This window comes from Stenotrophomonas sp. UBA7606, from assembly GCF_002477705.1.
Classification (GTDB): domain Bacteria; phylum Pseudomonadota; class Gammaproteobacteria; order Xanthomonadales; family Xanthomonadaceae; genus Stenotrophomonas.
The window spans coordinates 1-23,303 of sequence record NZ_DLJW01000073.1 but is presented as its reverse complement, the minus strand read 5'-3'; the positions used below and the strand labels follow the sequence as shown (position 1 = coordinate 23,303).

Annotated in this window: 19 protein-coding genes and 1 tRNA gene; 1 reads left to right on the top strand and 19 read right to left on the bottom strand. The window is 66.1% G+C overall.

Going from position 1 to position 23,303, the window contains the following annotated elements; translation table 11 throughout:
* Positions 1 to 170: 170 nt before the first annotated feature.
* From B2527_RS09775 to trpB, 9 genes are all read right to left on the bottom strand, one after another.
* Positions 171 to 255, bottom strand: a tRNA-Leu gene (locus B2527_RS09775).
* Positions 256 to 304: 49 nt separating this feature from the next.
* A complete protein-coding gene (gene secG, locus B2527_RS09770) occupies positions 305 to 748 on the bottom strand; it encodes a preprotein translocase subunit SecG (protein ID WP_293708850.1) in 444 nt (147 codons plus the stop codon).
* Between the two features lie 27 nt (positions 749 to 775).
* A complete protein-coding gene (gene tpiA, locus B2527_RS09765; RefSeq protein ID WP_293708848.1) occupies positions 776 to 1,531 on the bottom strand; it encodes a triose-phosphate isomerase in 756 nt (251 codons plus the stop codon).
* Positions 1,532 to 1,692: 161 nt separating this feature from the next.
* Complete coding sequence (locus tag B2527_RS09760; RefSeq protein ID WP_293708846.1) at positions 1,693 to 2,631, bottom strand: isopenicillin N synthase family dioxygenase; 939 nt, start codon at positions 2,629 to 2,631, stop codon at positions 1,693 to 1,695.
* Positions 2,632 to 2,705: 74 nt separating this feature from the next.
* Positions 2,706 to 4,064 (bottom strand): phosphoglucosamine mutase, encoded by a 1,359-nt coding sequence (gene glmM, locus B2527_RS09755; RefSeq protein ID WP_293708844.1) that lies wholly within the window; start codon positions 4,062 to 4,064, stop codon positions 2,706 to 2,708.
* Positions 4,064 to 4,948: an acetyl-CoA carboxylase, carboxyltransferase subunit beta gene (gene accD, locus B2527_RS09750; RefSeq protein WP_293708842.1), complete on the bottom strand. Its 885-nt coding sequence runs from the start codon at positions 4,946 to 4,948 to the stop codon at positions 4,064 to 4,066. The genes glmM and accD overlap by 1 nt, the downstream gene beginning before the upstream one ends.
* 215 nt (positions 4,949 to 5,163) lie before the next feature.
* Positions 5,164 to 5,958 (bottom strand): tryptophan synthase subunit alpha, encoded by a 795-nt coding sequence (gene trpA, locus B2527_RS09745; RefSeq protein WP_293708840.1) that lies wholly within the window; start codon positions 5,956 to 5,958, stop codon positions 5,164 to 5,166.
* Between the two features lie 7 nt (positions 5,959 to 5,965).
* The gene (locus B2527_RS09740) at positions 5,966 to 6,610 is read right to left on the bottom strand and encodes a hypothetical protein (protein WP_293708838.1); all 645 of its coding nucleotides are present in this window, start codon (positions 6,608 to 6,610) and stop codon (positions 5,966 to 5,968) included.
* Positions 6,611 to 6,618: 8 nt separating this feature from the next.
* Positions 6,619 to 7,836 (bottom strand): tryptophan synthase subunit beta, encoded by a 1,218-nt coding sequence (gene trpB, locus B2527_RS09735; RefSeq protein ID WP_293708836.1) that lies wholly within the window; start codon positions 7,834 to 7,836, stop codon positions 6,619 to 6,621.
* 94 nt (positions 7,837 to 7,930) lie between these two features.
* Between trpB and B2527_RS09730 the strand changes: the two genes are divergently transcribed.
* Positions 7,931 to 8,824 (top strand): LysR family transcriptional regulator, encoded by an 894-nt coding sequence (locus B2527_RS09730; protein ID WP_293708834.1) that lies wholly within the window; start codon positions 7,931 to 7,933, stop codon positions 8,822 to 8,824.
* Between the two features lie 121 nt (positions 8,825 to 8,945).
* Here the strand turns inward: B2527_RS09730 and B2527_RS09725 are convergent, their stop codons facing one another.
* The 10 genes from B2527_RS09725 to B2527_RS09680 all read right to left on the bottom strand — a co-directional run.
* Positions 8,946 to 10,049, bottom strand: a complete 1,104-nt coding sequence (locus tag B2527_RS09725; protein WP_293708832.1) for a toxic anion resistance protein — start codon at positions 10,047 to 10,049, stop codon at positions 8,946 to 8,948.
* 64 nt (positions 10,050 to 10,113) lie between these two features.
* A complete protein-coding gene (locus B2527_RS09720) occupies positions 10,114 to 10,827 on the bottom strand; it encodes a hypothetical protein (RefSeq protein WP_293708830.1) in 714 nt (237 codons plus the stop codon).
* On the bottom strand, positions 10,820 to 16,183 hold the full coding sequence (locus B2527_RS09715) for a DNA repair ATPase (RefSeq protein WP_293708829.1): 5,364 nt from the start codon (positions 16,181 to 16,183) through the stop codon (positions 10,820 to 10,822). Before B2527_RS09715 ends, B2527_RS09720 begins: the two co-directional genes overlap by 8 nt.
* Before the next feature lie 131 nt (positions 16,184 to 16,314).
* Entirely contained in the window at positions 16,315 to 18,312 is a 1,998-nt protein-coding gene (locus B2527_RS09710) for a flotillin family protein (RefSeq protein WP_293708827.1), read from the bottom strand.
* Entirely contained in the window at positions 18,312 to 18,995 is a 684-nt protein-coding gene (locus B2527_RS09705) for a hypothetical protein (protein WP_293708826.1), read from the bottom strand. Before B2527_RS09705 ends, B2527_RS09710 begins: the two co-directional genes overlap by 1 nt.
* 136 nt (positions 18,996 to 19,131) lie before the next feature.
* On the bottom strand, positions 19,132 to 19,800 hold the full coding sequence (locus B2527_RS09700) for a phosphoribosylanthranilate isomerase (RefSeq protein ID WP_293708825.1): 669 nt from the start codon (positions 19,798 to 19,800) through the stop codon (positions 19,132 to 19,134).
* Complete coding sequence (gene truA, locus B2527_RS09695) at positions 19,797 to 20,570, bottom strand: tRNA pseudouridine(38-40) synthase TruA (protein ID WP_293708823.1); 774 nt, start codon at positions 20,568 to 20,570, stop codon at positions 19,797 to 19,799. The genes B2527_RS09700 and truA overlap by 4 nt, the downstream gene beginning before the upstream one ends.
* Before the next feature lie 41 nt (positions 20,571 to 20,611).
* A complete protein-coding gene (locus tag B2527_RS09690; protein WP_293708821.1) occupies positions 20,612 to 20,971 on the bottom strand; it encodes a VOC family protein in 360 nt (119 codons plus the stop codon).
* 7 nt (positions 20,972 to 20,978) lie between these two features.
* Positions 20,979 to 22,838 carry a FimV/HubP family polar landmark protein gene (locus B2527_RS09685; protein ID WP_293708820.1) on the bottom strand — a complete coding sequence of 620 codons (1,860 nt, stop codon included), beginning with the start codon at positions 22,836 to 22,838 and terminating at the stop codon, positions 20,979 to 20,981.
* 116 nt (positions 22,839 to 22,954) lie between these two features.
* On the bottom strand, positions 22,955 to 23,303 hold a 349-nt coding region (locus B2527_RS09680), incomplete at its 5' end, for an Asd/ArgC dimerization domain-containing protein (RefSeq protein WP_293708818.1).

The following is a 23,303-nucleotide window of genomic DNA, read 5'->3' as shown; positions in this document are numbered from 1 at the left end:
ACGCCGATGCCGGTGGCGACGATCAGAAACAGCAGAGACGGCAAATATTCGGCCAGCACAGCGATTCTCTCTTGCCTCTGCCCGGGACACCTGCAGGTGCCAAGGCATGGGGGATTGACGGGAGTTGCCACGACGGGCGCTGCCGCAACCCGTGTACCCGCATGAAACAATGGTGCCCAAGAGGGGACTCGAACCCCTACGACTCTCGTCGCTACCACCTCAAGGTAGTGCGTCTACCAATTCCGCCACCTGGGCCTACGTCAGCACTGCCAGCTCAGCAGTGCGCTGCGTATTGTAACCGTCTTCAGTCTTTCTGGGAGCCCTCTGCGGGCTTTTCTTCACTCTGGACGGGAATATTTTCTGCCGGGGCGGCTGCCTGCGGCACTTCACCCACGGCCGAGGCGGCCGGAGCGGCCGGCAGCGGCTGCAATTCGCCTGCCGGGGTGGCAGCCGGGGCCGCAGCCGGGGCTTCCACCTGCGACATCACGCCCAGACCCTGGTTGGTCGGGCGGGCGCCATGGGTGGCATACCAGGCCATGAACAGGCTGATACCGAAAAACACAACGGCAAGCCACTTTGTGCTCTTGGACAGGAAATTGGAGGCACCACGCGCACCGAACACCGTACCCGAGGCACCGGCACCAAAGCCGGAACCGGCTGCGGCACCCGAACCACGCTGCATCAGGATCAGCGCGATCATCGCGATCGCCACCAGCACATAGACCACATTGAGGATCAACATCAGCATTTGAAATCCGTCCCGGACAATTACCCGTTAGCGACCGGCTGCTGCCCTCGCAATGGCCAGGAAATCCTCCGCCACCAGCGATGCGCCGCCTACCAGCCCGCCATCCACGTCAGGCTGCGAAAACAGCTCTGCGGCATTGTCGGGCTTCACGCTGCCACCATAGAGGAGCGGCAACGAATCGGCGATTCTAGCATCGGCCTTGGCTACTACGCCACGAATGAACGCATGTACGGCCTGCGCCTGGGCCGGCGTGGCGGTACGTCCGGTGCCAATGGCCCATACCGGCTCATAGGCCACCACCGCCTTGGTGAAGGCCTGCACCCCCGCCAGCTCCAGCACCGGCGCCAACTGCGCGGCGATCACCTGCTCGGTCTGGCCAGCCTCGCGCTGCTCCAGCGTCTCACCTACACACAAGACTGGAACCAGGCCCGCATGACTGGCCGCCACGAACTTGCGCGCGACCAGCTCACTGCTTTCATGGTGGTACTGGCGACGCTCCGAGTGCCCTACCAGACCATGGGTCGCGCCCACGTCCACCAGCATTGCCGCCGAGACCTCACCGGTATAAGCACCCTTCTCGTTACTGCTCACGTCCTGGGCGCCAAAGGCCAGCACCGTACCCTCGAAATCCTCGACCAGATCGCCCAGGTAGGGCAGCGGCGGCAGCACCAGCACATCCACCCCTTCCAGCGGCAGGCCAGCAGCCACCTTGCCTACCAGCTCGGTAGCGAAATCACGACTGCCGTGCAGCTTCCAGTTACCAGCAACGATCTTGCGACGCATGCAGGCCCAACTCCCCGATAAAAAGTTATGGCTAAGGATAGCCGATATGCAGACATTGCCAGGACAATACGCGGACAAGCCGGGACAAGATGCACGAACGCCGCCGCAGCCCAGGGCCACGACGGCGTCGATGCCACACCCAGCCCAAGGGCCGGCGCAGCTTACTTCAGCTTGATTTCGCGCAGGCGCTCTTCAAGGAAGCCATGGGCGGTGATCGCCTGCGGGTAACGGCTCGGGTTTTCCGCACTGATGCACGAGGGCAGCACATCGATCAGGAAGTCCGGGTTCGGGTGCAGGAAGAACGGCACCGAATAGCGCGGCTGGCGGGCCAGTTCACCCGGGGGATTGACCACGCGGTGGATGGTGGACGGGTACACGTGGTTGGTCAGGCGCTGCAGCATGTCACCGATGTTGACCACGATGGTGTCGGCGTCGGAGGTGAACGGCACCCACTCGCCTTCGTGCGACTGCACTTCCAGGCCGGCGGCACTGGCACCAACCAGCAAGGTGATGAAGTTGATGTCGCCATGGGCACCGGCGCGCACATTGGGGATGTCGTCGGTGGTGATCGGCGGGTAATGGATCGGGCGCAGGATCGAGTTGCCATTGTTGGTCTTGTCGGCAAAGAACGCCTCCGGCAGGCCGATGTGCAGGGCCAGCGCCGACAGCACGCGCGAACCCAACTGGTCCAGCTTCTGGTACAGGCCGTAACCGTGCTCCTTGAAGCCCGGCACCTCGCTCGGCCACAGGTTCGGCGGCATCACCTCGCGGTACTTGGAATCGTCCGGGATCTCCCGGCCGATATGCCAGAACTCCTTCAGATCGAAGTGCTTGGAACCCTTGGCAGTCTCCACACCGAACGGCGTGTAGCCGCGGGCGCCACCGCCACCGGCCACGTGGTACTGCTTCTTCACCTCATCCGGCAGTGCGAAGAACGCCTTGAAGACGTCATACGCGGCATCAATGTCGGCCTGGGGGATGCCATGGTTGCGAATGCCCGCGAAACCCCACTCGCGATAGGCCGCGCCCAGCTCAGCCACGAAGGCCTCACGGTCGGTATCGAAGCGGGTGATGTCGAGGGTGGGAATACGGGAACTCATTCAACTACTCCAGAGAAGGGAACGGGGTGCCGGCCATTGGAACCGACACCCCGGGTACACCACCATGATCCAGCTCAAACCTGTGCGGCAGCAGAACGGACGGCGTCGGCCAGCGCTTCGAGGGTGGCAGCCATCAGCCCGGCCTCGTCGGCCTCGACCGTGACCCGCACCACCGGCTCGGTGCCGGAGGGGCGCAGGAAGGCCCGTCCACGACCCGCCACCGCGGCCTGCGCCGTGGCCAGCGCAGCCTGTACCGGCGCACTCTTGACCACTTCACGCGCGCCGCTTTCCAGCCGCACATTGATGGTTTTCTGCGGCACCATGACCAGGCCCTCGCCCGCCTGACGCAGGCTCTGGCCGGCCTTGCCCAGCACCTCCAGCACCTGCAGGGCACTGACGATGGCATCACCGGTGGTTGCCCGGTCCAGGCACAGGATGTGGCCGGAGGCTTCGCCGCCCAGCACACCCTTGCCTTCGACCAGGGCCTGGTGCACGTAGCGGTCACCCACATTGGCACGTACGAACGGAATGCCCTGGCGCTCCAGCGCCTGCTCCAGCCCATAATTGGTCATCAAGGTGCCCACCACCGGACCACGCAGGCGGCCGTTGGCCTGCCAGGCCTTGGCCAGGATGTAGAGCAGGCCATCGCCATCCACCGCTGCGCCGGTGTCATCCACCATCAACACACGGTCGCCATCGCCGTCGAAGGCGATGCCCATGTCAGCCCCCACTTCCACAACCTTGCGGGCGAGATTGTCGATATGGGTGGAACCCACTCCGTCATTGATATTGACGCCATTGGGCTCGGCACCGATCGCGATCACCTCCGCCCCCAGTTCGCGGAACAACAGCGGCGCGATGTGGTAGGTGGCGCCATGGGCACAGTCCAGCACCACCTTGAGCCCGCGCAGGTAGAAATTGCGCGGCACACTGGCCTTGCAGAACTCGATATAACGGCCCACCGCGTCACGCGCGCGCATGGCCTTGCCCAACTGCTCGGATTCAACCGTGGCAAAGGGCTGGTCCATTGCGGCTTCCAGCGCCTCCTCGGTCGCGTCATCCAGCTTCTCGCCTTCGGCGGAGAAGAACTTGATGCCGTTGTCATGGTGCGGGTTATGCGAGGCACTGATGACGATGCCGGCGTCCGCACCCAGGGTGTGCGCCAGGAAGGCCACCGCCGGGGTCGGCATCGGGCCGAGCAACTGTACATTGGCACCGGCAGCGACCAGACCCGCCTCCAGCGCCGACTCGAACATATAGCCGGAGATGCGGGTGTCCTTGCCGATCACCACGGTCGGATGGCCACCGCCACTGCGCTGTACCAGCACCCGACCCAGCGCGTTACCCACGCGCAGCACGAAATCAGCGGAAATGACGCCCTTGCCGACACGGCCACGGATGCCGTCGGTACCAAAATACTTGCGATTGCTCATCAGGCTGCCACGTCCTTGTCAGCTTGGGGTTGGTTGGTCAGCATGGCCAGCAGGTCGGCCAGGCGGTCACGCATTTCGCGGCGGTCGCAGATCTGGTCGATGGCGCCGTGCTCAAGCAGGAACTCCGAACGCTGGAAGCCTTCCGGCAGCTTTTCACGCACGGTCTGCTCGATCACGCGCGGGCCGGCAAAGCCGATCAGTGCCTGCGGCTCGGCGATGTTGATATCACCCAGCATCGCGAACGAGGCCGACACGCCACCGGTGGTGGGATGGGTCAGCACCGAGATGTAAGGCAGGCCGGCTTCGCGCAGCTTGGCCAGCGCGGCCGAGGTCTTGGCCATCTGCATCAGCGAAAACAGGCCTTCCTGCATGCGCGCACCGCCGGAAGCGGAGAAGCAGACATAGGGCGAGCCGATCTCCAGCGCGGTTTCAGCGGCCAGCGAGAAACGCTCACCGACCACCGAGCCCATCGACCCGCCCATGAAGGCGAAATCGAACGAGGAAGCCACCAACGGGCGCCCCTTCAGCAGGCCGCGCATCGCCACCAGCGCATCGTACTCACCGGTGTTCTTCTGGCTGGCCTTGATGCGCTCGCCGTACTTCTTCTGGTCCTTGAACTTGAGCACGTCGGTCGGGCCCAGGCGGGCGGCGATCTCGGTGGTGCTGTCCACGTCGAACAGCGAGGCCAGGCGCGCACGCGCACGGATGGCCATATGGTGGCCGCACTTGGGGCAGACCTCCAGGTTTTCTTCCAGCTCCGGGCGGTACAGGGCCGCGCCGCAGCTGGAGCATTTTTCCCACAGCCCCTCGGGGACGCTGCGTTTTTTGGAGGGCGTATTGTCGGTACGGATGCCGGACGGCATCAACTTGCTGAGCCAACTCATGCGGGATGACAGTTCCGTTCAGGGTGGCCTTGCGGCCACGACAGGGCCCACAGTCTAGCTCACCACTGCGACCAAGGCGCAGCACTGGCTGCGGCCAAAGCCCTACTGCCGCGTATGTTTGCCTGCCCTGCCCGGTAGTGCCGAGCCATGCTCGGCAAGGAGCTCTACCGGGAATGCCGCTGCCGAGCATGGCTCGGCACTACAGGTGACGCTACTCAGCGATCCAGCGCTTCACGCAGCGGCTCGAGGAACCCGGCAGCCGCCGCCGCCGGATCGGCCGCCTCGGCCAGCATGGACACCAGCGCACTACCAACCACCACGCCGTCGGCATCCACCGCCATGGCGGCCGCGCTGACGGCGTCCTTGATGCCGAAACCGGCCACCACCGGCGCACTGGAGCGGCTGCGCAGCAGGCGCAGGCGCTCGCTGGCGGCAGCACTGTCCAGCCGCTCGGAGGCACCGGTCACCCCGGCAAAGCTGACGTAGTACAGATAGCCCTGGGCGGCCTGGCACAGGCTGTCCAGACGCGCAGCACTGCTGGTCGGCGAAGCCAGCAGAATCAGAGCCAGGCCCGCCTGGCTGAATACAGCGCGCGGCTCCTCGGCCTCTTCCGGCGGCAGGTCCACCAGCAGGATGCCGTCCACACCGGCTGCCACCGCCTCTTCGGCATAGCGCTGATAACCGCGGATCTCAACCGGATTGAGATACCCCATCAGCACCACCGGGGTAGTCGTATCGGTCTGGCGGAAGCGCGCCACCGTGTCCAGCACGTATTGCCGCCCTGCCCCGCGTGCCAGCGCATGCTCGGAGCTGCGCTGGATGGTGGGGCCGTCGGCCATCGGGTCGGAGAACGGCACGCCCAGCTCGATCACATCGGCGCCGGCCTGGACCAGTGCATGCATCACCGGCACGGTCGCTTCCAGCGACGGATCACCGGCGGTGATGAACGGAATCAGCGCCTTGCGGCCATCGGCACGCAGACGGGCAAAGCAGTCGTCAATTCGGCTCACAGCCATCTCAGGCACATCCTTCAATCAGTTCAACCGCATCAGGCTGGCCCCAGTAAACGGAGGTGACCAGACCATTGAGTGTTTCCAGGCGCAGGGCCAGCTTGGCAGCCTTGTCGGTCCAGGTAACGTAGTCCCCGTCCGGCGCGTTATAGGCGTGCGGCGTGGTGACCACACCGGCCGGCAAGCGCTGCTTGGCCTCGGCCACGGTCATGCCCACCCACAGGCCATACGGCAGGACCGGCGCGCCCGCTGGCGGCGCGGTGACGCGCTGGCCGGGGTCATCCACCGCATCCACCTCGAAGCGGGCGATGCGGTCGGCGATCACCATCATCGACATGCCCTGCGGCAGCGTGCCCTGGTCGTAGTACTCGCAATCGCCTTCCATCACCTCGCGCATGCCTGCCGAGACGAAAGTCTTGTCGCCGGGGGCCTTGCCGAAAGCGGCGCCAATGCGCAGCCCGCCGACCTGGGCCAGATCGGCAGCCGCTGCAGCCACTGCAACCGGCGCAGCTTTCGCAGCCTGCGACGGCGACGCCGACGGCGTGGCCGCGACCGGAGCCGCGGATGCCGCCGCCTGCGGCGGAGCCTCAGCAGGCGCACACGCCGCCAGTGCGGCGGCCAGACCGACGAGCAGCGGCGCGCGCAGCAACACGCGGGCCCTCACAGCACCAGCCCTTCGCGCGCGGCGATGGTGTGGACGTCCTTGTCGCCACGACCGGACAGGTTGCACAGCACCAGCGCGTCCTTGGGCAGCTCGCGGGCCAGCTTGATCGCCTGCGCCACCGCATGGCTGGATTCCAGCGCCGGCAGGATGCCTTCGGTACGGGTCAGGCGGTGGAAGGCCGCCAGCGCTTCTTCGTCGGTGATGCCGACGTACTGGGCGCGGCCGCTATCGGACAGGAACGCATGCTCCGGGCCGACGCCTGGGTAATCCAGGCCGGCGGAAATGGAGTGGGTTTCGATGATCTGGCCATCGTCATCGCACAGTACATAGGTGCGGTTGCCATGCAACACGCCGGGGCGCCCCGCCGAGATCGACGCCGCATGCCGGCCACTGTGGATGCCGTCACCGGCAGCCTCGGCACCGTAGATCTTCACGCTGCTGTCGTTGAGGAAGGCGTGGAACAGGCCGATGGCATTGGAACCACCGCCAACGCAGGCGGTGATGGCATCGGGCAGGCGGCCGTAATCCTCTAGCATCTGCGCGCGCGCTTCGCGGCCGACGATGGCATTGAAGTCGCGCACCATGCGCGGGTACGGGTCCGGGCCGGCCACGGTGCCGATGATGTAGAAGGTGTCGCGCACATTGGTGACCCAATCGCGCATCGCTTCATTGAGCGCGTCCTTGAGCGTGGCCGAGCCGCTGTGCACCGGCACCACCGTGGCCCCCAGCAGTTTCATGCGATAGACGTTGATCTTCTGCCGCTCGATATCGGTGGCGCCCATGTAGACCACGCACTCCAGGCCCAGGCGCGCGGCGACCGTGGCCGAGGCCACGCCGTGCTGGCCGGCGCCGGTCTCGGCGATGATGCGGGTCTTGCCCATGCGCGCAGCCAGCATGGCCTGGCCGATGGTGTTGTTCACCTTGTGCGCGCCGGTGTGGTTCAGGTCCTCGCGCTTGAGCAGGATCTGCGCACCGCCCACTTCCCGGCTCAACCGCTCGGCGTGGTAGATCGGGCTGGGGCGGCCGACGTAGTGCTTCAGGTCCTTGTCGTAGGCGGCGATGAAGGCCGGATCCACCCGCGCCTGATCGTAGGCAGCCGCCAATTCCTGCAGCGGGCCAACCAGGGTTTCCGCCACAAAGCTGCCGCCATAGCGGCCAAAGTGCCCGTGGGCATCCGGATAGGCGTGGAAGTCGGCAATCGGCGAGGCGGTCATGGCAGTCACGGCAGAGGAACAGGCCTGCAATCTAACGCGGCACCACACCCCTTGAATATCGATTATTGCTCGGCGATGTGTTAGAAAAACTCACATGAAAGATGCCAGCACCCTGCCCTCGCTCAACGCCTTGCGTGCTTTCGAGGCCGCCGCCCGCCTGCGCAGCGTCAGCCTGGCCGCCGCCGAGCTGCACGTTACCCATGGCGCGATCAGCCGCCAACTGCGGCTGCTGGAAGAGGAGCTGGGGCTGAGCCTGTTCGAGCGCGAAGGCCGTGGCATCCGCCCGAATGGGGCCGGCCACCGTCTGCTGGAAGCCTGCTCCGGTGCGTTCTCGCAGCTGCGCGATTGCGTGGCTGCCTTGCGCCGCCCGACCCGCAACGAGGCCTTCGTGCTGGGCTGCCCGGGCAGCCTGCTCGCCCGCTGGGTGATCCCGCGGCTGCAGGACCTGCAGCGTGACCTGCCCGGCCTGACCCTGCACCTGGCCGCCCAGGACGGCGACTTCACCCCACGCCTGGACGGGCTGGATGCCGCCCTGCTGCTGGGACAGGCGCCCTGGCCCAGCGGCTGGCAGGTGCACGTATTGGCCACCGAGCGGATCGGCCCGGTGTTCAGCCCCTCGCTCAAGGGCGCACACGTGCTGGCCCATCAACCGGCCGAGGCCTTGCTGGACCACGAACTGCTGCACACCCGCTCGCGCCCGCAGGCCTGGCCGACCTGGGCCGCGCTCAATGGCATTGATACCGGCGCGCTGCGCTATGGCACCGGTTTCGAGCACCTGTACTACCAGCTTGAAGCCGCCGTGGCCGGGCTGGGCATTGCCATCGCACCGGAGCCGCTGGTGGCGGAGGATCTGGTCAACGGCCGCCTGATCGCGCCATGGGACTTCGTGGATACCGAGGGCTGTTGGGCACTGTGCACAGCCGGTGGCCGCGAAGATCCGCGGGTGGGCATGCTTGCCGGCTGGCTGGAGAAGCAGCTGGCCCGGTAGGGCGGCATTGCCGTGAAAGCCTGAAAGCCTACCCCTCCCCAACCCTCCCCTTGCCTGCGGCAAAGGGAGAGGGTAACAGCACCGGTCCGTTGTATCTGGTGCATCGACGGTTTCGTGAATCCTATGCCGCGCTGCCCTGCGTCGGCAAGGCCAAACGCTGCTGCACGTCCTCGCGCAGGCGTGCCAGCTCCACCTCGGCCTGCTGGCGTTGCTGCATGCCTTCGCGGTGGATGTTGCGCACCTCCTCCACCGTGGCGATCAGCTGCTCATGCACATGCCGCAAGGTCGCCACGTCGATCACCGCCCGTTGGTTGGCCTTGGCCGTTTCCACCGAGGTCTGCCGCATCAGGTCGGCGTTGCGCCGCATCAGCTCATTGGTGGCATCGTCGATGGCATTGGACAGCTCCACCGCGTTCTTCTGCTCACCCAGCGACAGCTGGATGGCGAACTGGCGCTTCCACGACGGAATGGTGATGTCGCGCACCGCATTGAATTTTTCGATCAGCTGGATGGCATTGGCCTGGATCAGCCGGATCATCGGCAGCGACTGATCGGCAGCGTGCTGCATCACCGTCAGGTCGCCTACCCGCTTGTCGAGCAGGCGGATGGCATTGTCGATCTCGCCGCGGCGGATGCGCGACTGCGGGTCTTCCTGCCCGACCAGCCCCTGCAGCTCGTTGTTGAGCTCGGCCAGCCGCTGCTTGCCGGCGGCAATATGCAGCCCCAGGCTCTGTCGCTCGTCGCGCACGATGACGTGCATGCGGTCGAACTCGCCGACCCGCTGGCCCATCAGTGCCTGCTGCGCGCCCACGTCACGCATCAACTGCTCGATCTGCTGGTTGGTATCGCTGAATTTCTGCACCAGCTCGCCCTTGGAGGCGCGCATGCGGTCGATCAGGCCACCGATCACCGGCACCTTGGAACGCTCGTTCAAACCCTCCAGCTTCAGCGAGCGGGCAATGCGTACTACCTCGCCCAGCTTGTCGCCGGACGCGTCAAGGTCGCGGTTGCGCACATGATCGAGCAGCTGACTCGAAAACGCCGCGCTCTTGCCCGCCGCCTCGCGGCCGAACACGTGCAGGTTGCCCGGGGTGATGTCGTCCAGCGTACGCACGATCTGCGCGATCTGCGGGCGATCGGCCTCGGTCAGCCCCAGTGCCACCAGGGTGGTGGCATCCACGTCTGCGGAAGGGCCGGCCGGCAGTGGCAAGGTGTCCTGGGTCATCAGCTGTTCTCCTTGAGCAAGAAGCGCGACGCGGCGCGCGAGCAATCAGTTGCGGGGCGGCTACTCACCGCAGTCTAGCCTGCATGGCCGTTACTTCGTCGACTATGCGCGCCTGTGCGTCAGCTGCCTGCGCCAGCTCTGCCGGCATGCCTGCGCTGCGTTGCGCCAAGGCCTGCTGCCGCCACAGCGGCAGCAGCACGTCGCGGATCCGTTGGTAACGCTCGATCAGTTCCGCGCCCTGGGCATGCAACAGCCGCAGCTGATCGGCCTCGGTCTGGCGCAGCCGTGCCAGACCGCGCAGATGGTGCACACGCCGCTGCAGTGCGGCCTGCGCGACAGGTTCGGCGGGATGTGCCTGCGCCTCGGCGGCGGCAGCCCAGGCATCGATTGCCGCCACCGCTGCATCTACCCGCATCCACTGCTGCTGATGCCATTCAAGCTCCCGCTGCAGCACCTGCATGCCGTCATCGGCGCGCAGCAGGCAGACATCCAATTGCCCGGCCAGTTGCTCGGCCTGCAGCTGCGCCTCCACGTCACGCCCCAGCAGCCGCCCCCATAAACCCACCGCGCGCCGGATCCGGGTGCCGTCATGGGCTTGCAGGGCCAAGCGGATATTGTCCATTTCCGCCACCAGAGCCGCGGCCGCACCCGCCTTCGCTGACGGGCCGATCAAACGCTCCACCGCCGCCAGCAGCTCGCCGCCATAGCTGGCCACCGCCAGCGCATCGGTGCTGGGCAAGGCCGGCACAGGCGGCGGGGGCAGCAGCGGATCAGGCATCGTCAGGTGCGTCCTTGCCACGGCTACCCTGCTGCCCGGGCACCACGATGCTGCCGCCATAGAAGTGACGCATCAAGGCCTCATCCAGCGCCTTTTCTTCTGGCGTCCGCGCCCGCCGCGCACGCGGTACGGCCTTGGCCGTGGTGCCCTCCTTGGACAGCCATTCCTGCAGTTGCGCTGCGAGTGCCGACAGCGCATCACCCACCTGCCCCTGCCGTTGCTGCGCAGCGACCAATGCCTGCAGCAACGGTGCCAGATCCTGTACGGGTGCTGCTGGCGGCGGCGCGCTGGCCTCCGCTGCAGGCGCCTGCAGCACGGCAGCGGGCCGTTCGGCTACCGCCTGCAGCAAGCTCACGATCTGCGCCCACGGCGCTTCCGGCGCAGGCGCGGTTGTCGCCCCCTGCGCGGGCTCCTCACTGCGCAGGCCCTGCAGGCCGCTGGCGATATCGGCCAGCTGCGCCACCACCCGTGCGCCGGTGTCGGCATCGTCACCGCCCATCGCCTTGTCACGCATGAAGTCGTGTTTGATCTGCTCCCAGCGCGCCAGCTGCTGCGCGTCCAGCACGCCCCGCAACTCGCCCAGCTTGAGCAGGTTCTCTTCCGAACCGCTGGTCAGCAGCTGCGACTCACCCAGGTAATGATCGGAGATCAGCTGCTGCAGCTCGGCGGCATTCATCACCGGCGAGATTGTCTCCGACAGCTTGTTCATGTTGCGGTAGCTGCCCTGCAGGCGGAACGGCGGCTCGACGCGGTACTTGTCGGCCTGCGCGGCGCTGGCGATGTATTGCTGGTTGACCCGGTAAACCACTTCGCGCACCTGCATCAGCCGCTGCAGGGTGGCGACGATCTCGTTGATCTCCGCTCCGCTGTACGCATGGCTGAGCGCATTGGTGGATACCTCCTTGCCATTGGCCTTGTCGACCAGCAGATAAAGGTCGTCCAGGTCGCGGGTGGCCATCGGCGCCAGGACCTGGCTGGAGGTCAGGCTGTTTTCGATATAGCTGAGCTTGAACGCCTCTTCCATGCCGCCCAGCACATCGCCCAGGTTGTAGATGTCGGCACGGTTGGCCAGCATGTCCGGCACCTTGAACACCTCGCCGGACTCGGTATACGGGTTGCCGGCCATCACCACGCAGAACTTCTTGCCGCGCAGGTCATAGGTCTTGGTGCGGCCTTTCCATACGCCTTCGATGCGGCGGGTGCCATCGCACAGCGAGATGAACTTCTGCAGGAATTCGGGATGGGTGTGCTGGATGTCGTCGACATACAGCATGGTGTTGTTGCCCATCTCCAGCGCCAGGTTGAGCTTGTGCAGCTCCTGCCGCGAGGTGGCATCCGGTGCCTGCTCCGGATCCAGCGAGCGCACTTCGTGACCCAGCGCCGGACCATTGATCTTCATGAAGACCAAGCCCAGGCGGTTGGCCACGTATTCCATCAGCGTGGTTTTGCCGTAGCCGGGCGGGCTGATCATCATCAGCAGGCCCATCAGGTCGCTGCGCTTGTTCTCGCCCACCGTGCCCATCTGCTTGGCGAGGTTGTCACCGATGATCGGCAGGTAGACGTCGTTGATCAGCTTGTTGCGAACAAAGGAACTCAGCGGCCGGGCCTGGAACTCGTTCAGGCGCAGCGCTTCGCGCTCACGCGCACTGATGCGTTGGCGCAATGCCTGATATTGCTCGAAGCCAGGCTGGAACTGGCGCCGATGGGATTGCCAACGCTGCAGGAAGTCATCCACCGCCAGTTGCAGATGGCCCTGGCGGATGCGGGCATGCTCGCCCAGCAGGCCGCCGATATCGGCGATCAGGGTCACCTCGCGCACCTGGCTGCGCAGGGCGCGCTCGCCCAGCAACATGGCTGCCGCTTCCGGCACATAGCCGGCCATGGCGGCGTACTTGTCCTGCCCACACATCGCTTGCAACCACTGCACGGCCTGCGCCCATTGCAGGGCCAGGCGCTTGGACAGACGCTGCAGGCTGCGATCGAACGCATCGGCCTGGCCGGCCGCCTGCAACTGCTCGCGCAAACCGTTCAGCAGCTGCCGCGCATAGCCACTGAATGCAAAGGTCGGCTCGCCATTGGCCAGCTCGGCCAGCAGGTACTCCGCCGCCAACGCCGGCACGCCGCTGTCGAAGGGCAGTGCATGCGCCTGCTGGAATTCGGCCAGCGCCAAGGCGATCTCGTCGCGCAAGGCCTCCAGCCCATCGCGCACATTGAACAGCTGGGCGATGGCGAAGGCACCGGCGGCACGCTCCACCCACTGGCTGACGTTCTCGTGCTTGCTTTCGCGCCCCCAGAACAACAACGCCAGGGCACGCGGCGCGGCCGCATGCACCAGCGAACCGGCGGCCTGGTACAGCGGCAACAGCGCCTGCAGGATCAGGCTGGCATCGTGATCATGGATGCCCTTCTCATAGCCTTCGCGATAGCGTGGCGCGGCGAAATCGCGCACCCGCTTGGCCAGCGCTTCGGGCTGCGCGGCCTCGCGCAGCAGCAGCTCAACGCTCAGACCATCGCGGTTGTTGATGGCCGCATCCAGCAGCAGGCCCGCGAGGTACTCGCCGCGGTAGAGCGAGGGTGATTCCGAATCCAGCGTCACCGGCCAGTAGGCGCGCAGCGCCTCCAGTTCCGGGTCCACGATGGTTTCGTAGTAGTCGGTGCCGGTGAGGTGCACGGCCAGGCCATCGCCGCGCGGCAGGATGGTCAGGTCCAGCGGCTGGGTGTTGACGCTGAAGCGGTGCCGGCCCAGACGGATGACATTGCCGCCGCCCTCGAACAGATCCGTGCGATCGCGCAGTGCCCGCACCGCCTGGTCACGCACGCCCTTCAGGCGCGCTTCCACGTCATCGGCCTTGACGCTGTCCTTGTACCCGCGCAGGCGCTCGGCCAGCTCACGCAATTTCAGGATCAGCGGATCACCGGCGAAGAATGCATTGAGCTCATCAACGGTGGTGAAACGCTCGGTGCGCTTGGCCAGGCCGTCGAGGATGCGATTGGCCGCGTCCAGTACCGATTGCGCCTTGCGCTGGCGCGCATCCAGCAGGGTCTGCTTGTGCGACTCGAAGGTGTCCAGCAGTTCCTCACGCTTGCTGAGGATGTCGCCCAGGAACTGCTCATGCTCACCGAACTGGCTCTCCAGTTCCTCCAGCTGCACCATCAGGCGCGACAGCTGTTCGTCAGCCCGCTCCGGGTCCGTGGCCAGCCCCAATGCGCTGGTGATGGCCTGGCTGAACAAGGAGAACTGTGCGCCGAACTGTGCCACGGCCTCGGCCGAACCCAGCGAGCGGCGGCGCTGGTCGGCGCGCGCGCGCGCCTGGTTGAGCTTGGCGTAGATGCCGGAAATGGCCTCCACCACGCGCGTGCGCTGCGCGGCGTCGTCCACCTTCAGGCTGGCCATCAGCTCGGACAACATGTCCAACTCGGCCGACATCGTCTGCATCTGCGCGATCTGCTCGGACAGCTGCCTGGCGGTCTGCGCTACCTGCGCGGTGGCATCCAGCTCCTGCAGGCGCTCGTTGAACGGCTGCAAGGCCTTGTCGCCGCCCAGGAACTCACCCGCCGCCGCACCTACGCGATCATGCGCCTCCTGCAACGACGCATTCATCGCATCGATGGCGGCAACGTCCACATAACGGAAGTCACGTACGGTCAGCAGCCGTCCGCGCAGCTTGCCAATCTCGCCAAGGCTGTCAACGAACTCACCAATCTTCGACCAATTCTGCGGCTGCAGGCGGCCAAGCAGGGTCTTGTGCTGGGCAGTGACCTCCGCCATCGCCTGCGCCGACTGCTTGCGAATGCTCTCGACCTTCTCGTACTCGTCGAGCATCGACTCGCCGGTGGCACTGATCTCGCGCAGCAGCGTGGCGGCGCCGTCGCAGTTGGCGTCGTCCAGCCAGTGGTGGGCATCAAACAGGCGGCGGGCGTTATGGGTGAGCAGTTCGTAACGCGCCAGCGAAACTTCGCGGCTGTCGATCTCGCGCCCCAGGTCCAGCAGGTTGGAGATGCCTCGCACCAGCTCGGCATTGCCGATGCGGGCCATGAAACTGGTGCCGGCCGGGCGGTGGGCCGCAAATTCGTCGCTGCTGAACGGGGTCTGCCAGACCTGCATCGGGTGGATGCGGGTGGGCTCCTCGTTCTCGGCATTGAACAGCACCATGCGACCATCGCGCAGGAAGGCGTAGCCCAGCCCGAACACCGGATTCTGCAGGGCACGCTGGATGCTGTTGTAGACGAACAGCGCCGATTTGCCGGCCTCACGCTCGTAGAAGATGTACAGCATGTCCTCGCCGTTGGGCGAGCGGATCGAGCGCTTGTACTTCATCCCCTGCATCGAGGCGTCGAACGCCTTGTGCTCGCCGCTTTGCAGGTAGTAGCCGCCGGGGAAGATGATGCCGTGGTCGTCGGGCAGCTGCACGCAAGCCTGCACGATGGCGTCGTTGCGTACCACCTTGCCGGTCAGCGTGTTGTAGATCAGGCCGCGCCAGGTGTCCTCGCGGTAAGGCTGGATCTTGAGCAGGATCAGCGAACCCACCTGGGCGAAATCGATGGTGGCGTCATCCACCGACTGGGTACTGTCCTCGACCGGCTCGCTGTATACGCCCTGCCCGGTCTCGGTGTTGTTCTCGACCTTGATGGTGAGATCACCGCCGGTGGTCTCGACGAAGATGGTGTCCAGGATGTTCAAGTGCGGGAAGCGGCCACTGACCAGCATGTCGCGGCCAGCCCGCGTCCACTCGAAGTCGAACGGTGGCGGCAGAGCGATATCGCGTTCACCACGCGCGTCGATATAGGTCAGTTCGCCACCGGGCGCCATTGCCCAGCGGAACACCCGCACATCGCTGCTGCGTTCGCCGATCTGGAACGCGGCCAGCAGCTTGCCGTCGCGCACGATCAACTGCAGCAGGCGGGCATGCTTGTAATAGGCGTAGAGTTCGGCGAAATCGTGGACGAAGCCCGGCTGCGCCAGGAAGCTGCTCTTCAGGTCCACGGGGGTGACGTCGTAGCCTTCGGCACCTTCCACCATGCGGTAGAGCCCGAACACATCCTCCACCCGGGTCTGCGTCTTCAAGCCGATGAAGACGTTGTAGCCGAACAGCAGCAGGTCGTCGCCAACCTGGACGATGTCGCGGCCGACGCAGTTGTTCTCGGTGCGGATGCGGAAGCGCCCGATCACCTCCATCCGGCTGTCGCCGAACTCCTGCAGGCGGCGCTGGTTCATCGCCTCCACCACCTGCCGCAGGCGTGCGCCCTGATCACTCAGGCGCTTGCGCAGCACCTCGTAGGCGCCGCCTTGGGCGACCGCCTGGTCAGCAATGGACGCGGTGTCCTGCGGGCTTGCGCCCTCGTTGGTATCAGCCATCGATTGTTCCCTGCCATGGCGCCCACCCGGCCAGTGGCGAAGCGGGCACCATCATCCACGCGGGCCGCCGCTGCCAGGCAGGCGCGGCCCCGTCAGCGCACCCGCGCGCCAGCGCACGGGTGCATGCACACTCAGCCAGCGTCGGTTGCCGCCGCGTCATCGGCCAGCCGCTGGGCCGGCTTGCCACGTGCGGCCATGTCCACGCCCAGGTAACGCTGCATCAGGTCCTGCACGATCGGGCTCTTGTCGGTGAGGCCTTCGATCGAGCGGCCCAGCGACATCGCCTTGACCAGGTTCTCGAACATGCCTCCGTCGCCGCCAACCATGTCGATGTCGGCATTGCGCAATGCGCTGGCGATGACTTCGGCGTTCTCCTTGGATATTTCCTTGCCGGCCTCCAGCGTGGCCAGGGCCTGCTTGAGGCCCGTATCCAAGGTCATGCGGAACTCTTCGTGACCGCGCGCGGTATCGCCCAGCGAGTCGATCGCCTGGAACTTGCGGGTCAGACCATCGGCTTCGGCAAACAGCTTCTTCTCGATCACCGAGGCTTCGGCTACGCCCAGGGTTTCGGTGGCGGTGGCCTTGGCGCGGCCCATCTGCTCTTCACCCTGTGCGCGTGCGGCCAGCTGCTCGGCCAGCACCTTGGCTTCGGCCGTGCCCTGCTTGAGGTTGGCGTCGGCCATCGCATCGACCACGCGCGCCTCGGCAATGCCGACCTTCTCGATGGCCAGCGCACCGGCTTCCTTGACCTGCGCATCGGCCAGACCGGGCGCTGCGCGCTCGGCACGGATACCTTCGGCCAGCGCCTTCTTGGCTTCGGCCTGCTTGCCGGCCGCATCGAACTCGGCCTGCGCCAGCGTGGTGATCTCCACCGCCCGGTGCTTGGCGGCAGCCTCGGCCGCCTCGGCCTCCTTGACCTGCTTGAGCAGGGCTTCCTGTGCCTCGGCCTCGGCCTCGAGGATGGCTACCTGCTTCAGGCGATCAGCTTCGGACACCTGCCGCACTTCCTTGATGCGTTCTTCTTCCTGCGCCACGGTCTTGTCGATGGAGATGCGTTCGCGGGTGATGTTGGCCACGTCCATCTTGCCCTGCTCGACCACCTTGTCACGCTCCACGCCCTGCAGCTGCACCTCGCGGTCGGTGGTGACCTGCTCCAGCTGGCGTGCGCGGGCAACACGTTCCACTTCGATGGCGACAGCGCGCTGGCGGTTCTGCTCGGCCACTTCCACCTCTCGCAGGCGGTTCTGGTCGCGGATGTCGATCAGCTGCTGCGCTTCAATACGTGCGTTCTCGGACAGCTGGCGCTGTTCTTCCTGCACCTTGAGGGTCTCGGCTTGCTCGCGGGCACGGATGGTCTCCACTTCACGCTTCTGCCGTGCCTCGGCCTCGGCCTGCTGGCGCTCCAGCGCCAGGGTGGCCTCCGTGGCCTCGACATTCTTCTTGGTGATGGCCAGGCGCTCGTTCTGCGCCAGCTCGTTGGTGATCACGTTCTGCGCGGCGGTCAGCTCGGTGATCTTGCGGATGCCTTCGGCGTCGAGGATGTTGCTGGGGTCCAGCAGGTTCTTTGGCGTCTGTTCCAGGTAATCGATGGCCACGTCTTCCAGCGCATAGCCGTTGAGGTCGTTGCCGATCACCGCGATGATCTCGTCGCGGAACTCCTGCCGCTTCTCGAACAGCTGGGTGAAATCGAACTTCTTGCCCACCGTCTTCAGCGCTTCGGAGAACTTGGCATTGAACAGTTCGTCCACTGCGTTCTTGTCCGATGCACGATCGGCACCGATGGCCTTGGCCACGCGCAGCACGTCGGCCTGGGTTTCGTTGACGCGCAGGTAGAAGGCCACGGTGATGTCCGCACGCATGTTGTCGCGGCAGATCAGGCCTTCCTTGCCACGGCGATCCACCTGCAGGGTGATCAGGCTGATCTTCATCAGCTCGGCGCGGTACAGCACCGGCACGATCAGTGCACCGGTGAAATGCACCTTGGGCTGCGAGCTCATGTCGTTGACGATCAACGCGGTGCCCTGGTCCACCTTCTTGTAGAAGGCCTTGAACAGGCCGGCAAGGCCCAGCAGAAACACCACCAGAATGCCCACACCTATGACAAGCGGTGCCAGCGAAGCCAAATCCATCAGTTGATCTCCTTGTCGCGTGAAAGCTGGGAAAGTGACGCATCCAATGCCGGCAGTTCGGCTTCGCCGACCACCAGGTAATGATTCTGTTGTGGCAGGTACTGGACCAGCCGCACGCGCTCCCCGCGCAGGTAGCGCGCACCGGGGCGCGCCCGCACCTGCAGGATCAGGCCAGCGCCACCGTCATCGACGCTGGCATAGCCGAGCAGGTCGGTGACTTCCGGCGATGTCACCTGCCCGCTCTTGCCCAGGATCGATTCCTGCGCCACCGGCCGTAGCCGCATGAACAGCCGCCGGATCGGGCGCAGCACCCAGGAAGAAACAATCGCACCCGGGATGAGTGCGGCGATCGCCACGCCGGCACCAATGCCCCAGCGCAGCACAGGCGGCAGGGACTGCAGGAAAAAAAGTTGGGTCAGATAGGTGAAGCTCCAGCCGAAAAAGGCCAGCAGCAATACAACCAGCATGGTGGGCGCGCCACCCAGGCCGATACGCGCAAACATGCCAGCCAGGCCGGTGGCACCGTCTTCCCCGCTATGGAAATCGGCGCCATCGCCACTGCCGATACCACCGTCGTCAACAATGCCGGTGGCGGCAAGCATCCAGTAGATGACCGCAAAACACAGCACCACGCTGTAAGGCAGCGTCGGAAACGACAGCGCTACTTCCAGAAATTCCGCCATGCACTCCTTTCCCTGTGGTCCCCGGCGGACTGCGGTTGTCACCGCGCAGCTGCATTCCGCGCAGCTGTATATCCACCCTTGTCCGCATCATAAGGGATTGCCCCAGCGGTCGGGTGTCAAAATATCGACAGCACACTCAAACTGCCTGTTCAGCCTCGCCGGCAGCATCGGCGCGCCGCACTTCCTCGACGAACTGGCGCATCTTGTAGCCGTCCTTCAGGCCCGGCGCGGATTCGATGCCGCTGGACACATCCACCCCCCAGGGCAGTGTTGCCAGGATGGCGTCATGCACGTTGTCCGGCTTGATGCCACCGGCCAACAGATATGGGCGGTGCACACCCGGTGGAATCTGCGACCAGTCGAACGCCACCCCGGTGCCGCCACTGCCACCGGCGACATGGCTGTCGAACAGGAAGCCGGCCGCATGCGGGTACATCTGCTGCAGTCCGCGCGCGGTGACATCGGCGCGCCCGCCCATGGCGATGGCCTTCAGATAGGGCAGGTTGAAACTGCGGCAGAAGGCATCGTCCTCGTCGCCATGGAACTGCAGCAGGGTTGGCCGCACCGCCCGCAGCACCTCGCGGACTTCCTCGCGGTTGTTGTGCTGGAACAGCGCTACCACATCCACCATCGGCGGGATCGCCTGGCGCATGGCACGCGCCTCGGACGGCGCCACGCGGCGCACGCTGCCCTTGGCGAAGATGAAGCCGATGGCATCCACCCCCAGCTCACTGGCCAGGCGGATATCCCCGGCACGGGTCATGCCGCAGAACTTGATGCGGGTACGGAACAACGTACGGCTCACAAGGTCACCTCCGCGGGCAGTTGCCAGTTGTCAGCATACAGTGGCCCAACAAAAACCAGGCCCTGCGGGGGCGCGGTGGGACCGGCCTGGTTGCGGTCACGTATGGCCAGTACTTCCCCGATCCACTGCTCAGGCTTTTCACCCGCGCCCACCATCATCAGCGAACCGACGATATTGCGCACCATGTGGTGCAGGAAGGCATTGGCCTGCACCTCCACTTCCACCACCTCGCCATGGCGACGCACGCTGATGGCCTGCAACTCACGCCGCGCATGCAGGGCCTGGCACTGGATGCTGCGGAACGAGCTGAAGTCGTTCTCGCCCAGCAGCGCCTGCGCGGCGCGGTGCATGGCATCGGCGTCCAGCGCCCGCCGCTCCCAGCTCAGGGTCTGCCGGTACAAGGCGGGCCGCACCTGCCGATTGAGGATGCGATACCGGTAACGGCGTGCACGGGCAGAAAAGCGCGCATGGAAATCATCGGCCACCGGCACGCACCAGCGTACGCATACCGAGGGCGGCAGCCGCGTGGTGGTGCCCAGCGTCCAGCCACGCGGCTGGCGAGGCACGTCACTGTCAAAATGCACCACCTGGCACTCACCATGCACGCCGGCGTCGGTGCGCCCCGCGCAGACCACGCTGATCGGCGCATCGGCAACCGAGGACAGCGCATCCTGCAGGGTTGCCTGGACACTGGCACAGCCACTCTCGCCGAGCTGTTGCCAGCCCTTGAAGTCGCTGCCGTCGTATTCCACGCCCAGCGCGTAACGCATCATCAAACCTCGTTGTTCCGCTGCTGCGGGAAAAGGGCCACTCAATCGCTGTCGCGTTGCGACCAGACCGCAAGCTCGTTGCCGCCCGGCTCCAGGAATTGGAACCGACGACCGCCGGGGAAGGCAAACACCGGCTTGACCAGCTCACCGCCGTGCGCCAACACCTGTTCCAGCACCGGTGCCAGCTGTTCTGCATACAACACCAGCAGCGCCGCACCGGCGGATGCGGTCAGCGGCTGGCCACGGAAGAAGCCCCCTTGCAGCCGGCCATCATCGAAGGCGGTGTAGTCCGGGCCGTAGTCCTCGAACGTCCAGCCGAACACCTGTTCAAAGAACCTGCGGCTGGCCGCCGGATCGCGCGAGGCGAACTCCACATAGTCGATGCCGCGCTCGCGCTTCATCGCCACCTCAGCCCAGCCTGCCCAGCAGTTCCAGCGCTTCGGCGCGGGCACGCAGGTCACTGCCAGCCGCTACTTCGTTGAGCAGGGTGCGGGCAGTTTCGGCATCGCCCAGGTCCAGGTAGGCAATGGCCAGCTCCAGCCGCTCGCGGCCAGCCGGGGCCGGGTTCAGCGGGGCCAGCGACGCCATGTCGCCTGCCAGCCAGCGCGCCTCCTCGGCAGCGGCCGGTTCACCGGCCTGCGGCGGTGCCGGGTCACGCAGCTCGTAGCTGCGCGAGGCCTCGAACAGCAAGGTGGGCTCTGGCGTGACCGGGGCAGGCTCAGCCACCGGCGCCGGCACCGACTTCAACCACGCCGGCATCGGTTCTTCATACGGCTGCGGGGGAATCACCTCATGCGCCTCGGCGGCCGGCTGTGGCGCATCCCACACATCCGGTGCCGGCGTCACCTCTGCATCCTCGTCAATGTGCGGCACGTCGTCCTGCGCAGCTGCAGCAGCTGCGGATACCGGCAGCGCCGCCGCCAGCGCATCGGTGGAAAAATCGGCCCGCGGCTCACGCGGCAACGGCGAGGGTTTGCGACGCCGCGACAGCAACCAGGCTGCCGCCCCCAACACCGCCACCACCAGCAGCAGCCATAGCCATGCCGAGGAGCCGCCCGCCTCGCGCTTGCCGGCTTCGGCCAGGCGCTGCTGGGCAGCCGCCAGGTCCGAATCCTTCATCGCGATCAGCGACTGCTGCTGCTTCTGCAGCTTTTCCAGTTCAGCCACCCGCTCGCGCAGGTCCTGCACCTCCGCATCGCGCGTGGCCAGGTCCTCACGGGCCTGCTGCAGTTGTTCGTTGGCTGCCATATCACCCTCACCACCGGCGTCGAGCCCGGTCGTCATTCCTGCTGTCTGCTGTGCCCCGGCAACCGCCGGTGCGATCTCAAGCCGGGCGCCGCTGCTGGCGGCGCCAGCAGTGGCTGGCGGCCGGTTGTTCACTGCCGCATCGGCCACCGCCGGCTGCGGCACCGGCGCGCGCGCCTGGCGCCATTGCGCGTTCTGTTCGCTGACGATGGCACGGGCCTCGGCCGCCCCCACCCGGGCCAGCTCTTCCTGCGCCGGCGTGCGCAGCACCGCGCCCTGCTTGAGCAGGTTGATGTTGCCGCGGATGAAGGCTTCGGGATTGGCGCGCATCAGCGCGACCATGGTCTGGTTCAACGTGCTGCCGCTCTCACGCGCCATTCCGGCGGCAATCTGCGACAGGCTCTGGCCACGCTGGACCGTGGTGCCCTGGCCATCAATGCGCGGGGCTGCCGGAACCGGTGCCGACCGCGCTTGCGGCGCCCTGACGGCCGCGGCTGGCGGGGCCGCTGGCGTCGCGGCGGCCGGCGCGGCGGAGGCGACTTCCGGCAGCGGCTCGGGCTCACGCACGATCAGGTTGGACGGCGCCGCTGCCGGCGCTTCGATCACCGGCTCGGCGACTGCGGTTGCGGTCTCGGGCGCGGCGACCAGCGCCGAGTACTCGCGTACCAGCCGGCCCTGGCCCCAATCCACTTCGATCAGGAAGCTCAGCGCGGGCACCTGCACGGGCGCGGCGCTGGTGACGCGCACCACCGCACGACCTTCCCGATCCTGCGCAAACTGGAACTGCAGCTCGCTGACCAGCCCTTCCGGACGCGCCAGGCCCACGCGCTCGAAGGTGACCGGCGCGGCCAACCCCACGCTGGCGTTCTCAAGTTCGCCAGGATCGCTGGAAATAACCGGGATTTCGGCCAGCAACGGCTGGCCCGGCTTGGACAGGACACGGATATTGCCCAGCCCCAGTGCCATCGCCGCGCTGCTGAACAACGCCAGCCCGAGGACCAGTACACCTTGTAATGGGCGCATCGCGCCCCTGCCCCATAGTTTCATGGCGGCCAATATAACGGCTGACCCGGATTTCGAATACCGCTGTACCACCCAGAAACGACGACGCCGGCGTGCTGCCGGCGTCGTTTCGGTGCTCAGCCGCCGTTGGCGACCAGCTCGGCGACCTGCACGGCGTTCAGTGCGGCGCCCTTGCGGATGTTGTCGGCCACCACCCACATGTTCAGCCCGCGCGGGTGGGAGATGTCCTCGCGGATGCGGCCGACATAGACCGGATCGGTGCCCGAGGCGTGGGTCACCGGGGTCGGATAGCCGCCGGCCTTGCGCTCGTCCACCACCTTCACGCCCGGTGCGGCGGCCAGCAGCTCACGGGCCTGCTCGGTGCTGATCTTCTTCTTCGTCTCGATGTTGACCGCCTCGGAGTGGCCGTAGAACACCGGTACGCGCACGGCGGTGGGGTTCACCAGGATGCTGTCGTCGCCGAGG

Excerpts from the sequence above, each read along its gene's own strand:
- secG (WP_293708850.1), bottom strand. The coding sequence starts at position 748 with ATGCTGATGTTGATCCTCAATGTGGTCTATGTGCTGGTGGCGATCGCG.
- tpiA (WP_293708848.1), bottom strand. The coding sequence starts at position 1,531 with ATGCGTCGCAAGATCGTTGCTGGTAACTGGAAGCTGCACGGCAGTCGT.
- B2527_RS09760 (WP_293708846.1), bottom strand. The coding sequence starts at position 2,631 with ATGAGTTCCCGTATTCCCACCCTCGACATCACCCGCTTCGATACCGAC.
- glmM (WP_293708844.1), bottom strand. The coding sequence starts at position 4,064 with ATGAGCAATCGCAAGTATTTTGGTACCGACGGCATCCGTGGCCGTGTC.
- accD (WP_293708842.1), bottom strand. The coding sequence starts at position 4,948 with ATGAGTTGGCTCAGCAAGTTGATGCCGTCCGGCATCCGTACCGACAAT.
- trpB (WP_293708836.1), bottom strand. The coding sequence starts at position 7,836 with ATGACCGCCTCGCCGATTGCCGACTTCCACGCCTATCCGGATGCCCAC.
- B2527_RS09730 (WP_293708834.1), top strand. The coding sequence starts at position 7,931 with ATGAAAGATGCCAGCACCCTGCCCTCGCTCAACGCCTTGCGTGCTTTC.
- B2527_RS09725 (WP_293708832.1), bottom strand. The coding sequence starts at position 10,049 with ATGACCCAGGACACCTTGCCACTGCCGGCCGGCCCTTCCGCAGACGTG.
- B2527_RS09720 (WP_293708830.1), bottom strand. The coding sequence starts at position 10,827 with ATGCCTGATCCGCTGCTGCCCCCGCCGCCTGTGCCGGCCTTGCCCAGC.
- B2527_RS09715 (WP_293708829.1), bottom strand. The coding sequence starts at position 16,183 with ATGGCTGATACCAACGAGGGCGCAAGCCCGCAGGACACCGCGTCCATT.
- B2527_RS09710 (WP_293708827.1), bottom strand. The coding sequence starts at position 18,312 with ATGGATTTGGCTTCGCTGGCACCGCTTGTCATAGGTGTGGGCATTCTG.
- B2527_RS09705 (WP_293708826.1), bottom strand. The coding sequence starts at position 18,995 with ATGGCGGAATTTCTGGAAGTAGCGCTGTCGTTTCCGACGCTGCCTTAC.
- truA (WP_293708823.1), bottom strand. The coding sequence starts at position 20,570 with ATGCGTTACGCGCTGGGCGTGGAATACGACGGCAGCGACTTCAAGGGC.
- B2527_RS09690 (WP_293708821.1), bottom strand. The coding sequence starts at position 20,971 with ATGAAGCGCGAGCGCGGCATCGACTATGTGGAGTTCGCCTCGCGCGAT.
- B2527_RS09685 (WP_293708820.1), bottom strand. The coding sequence starts at position 22,838 with ATGCGCCCATTACAAGGTGTACTGGTCCTCGGGCTGGCGTTGTTCAGC.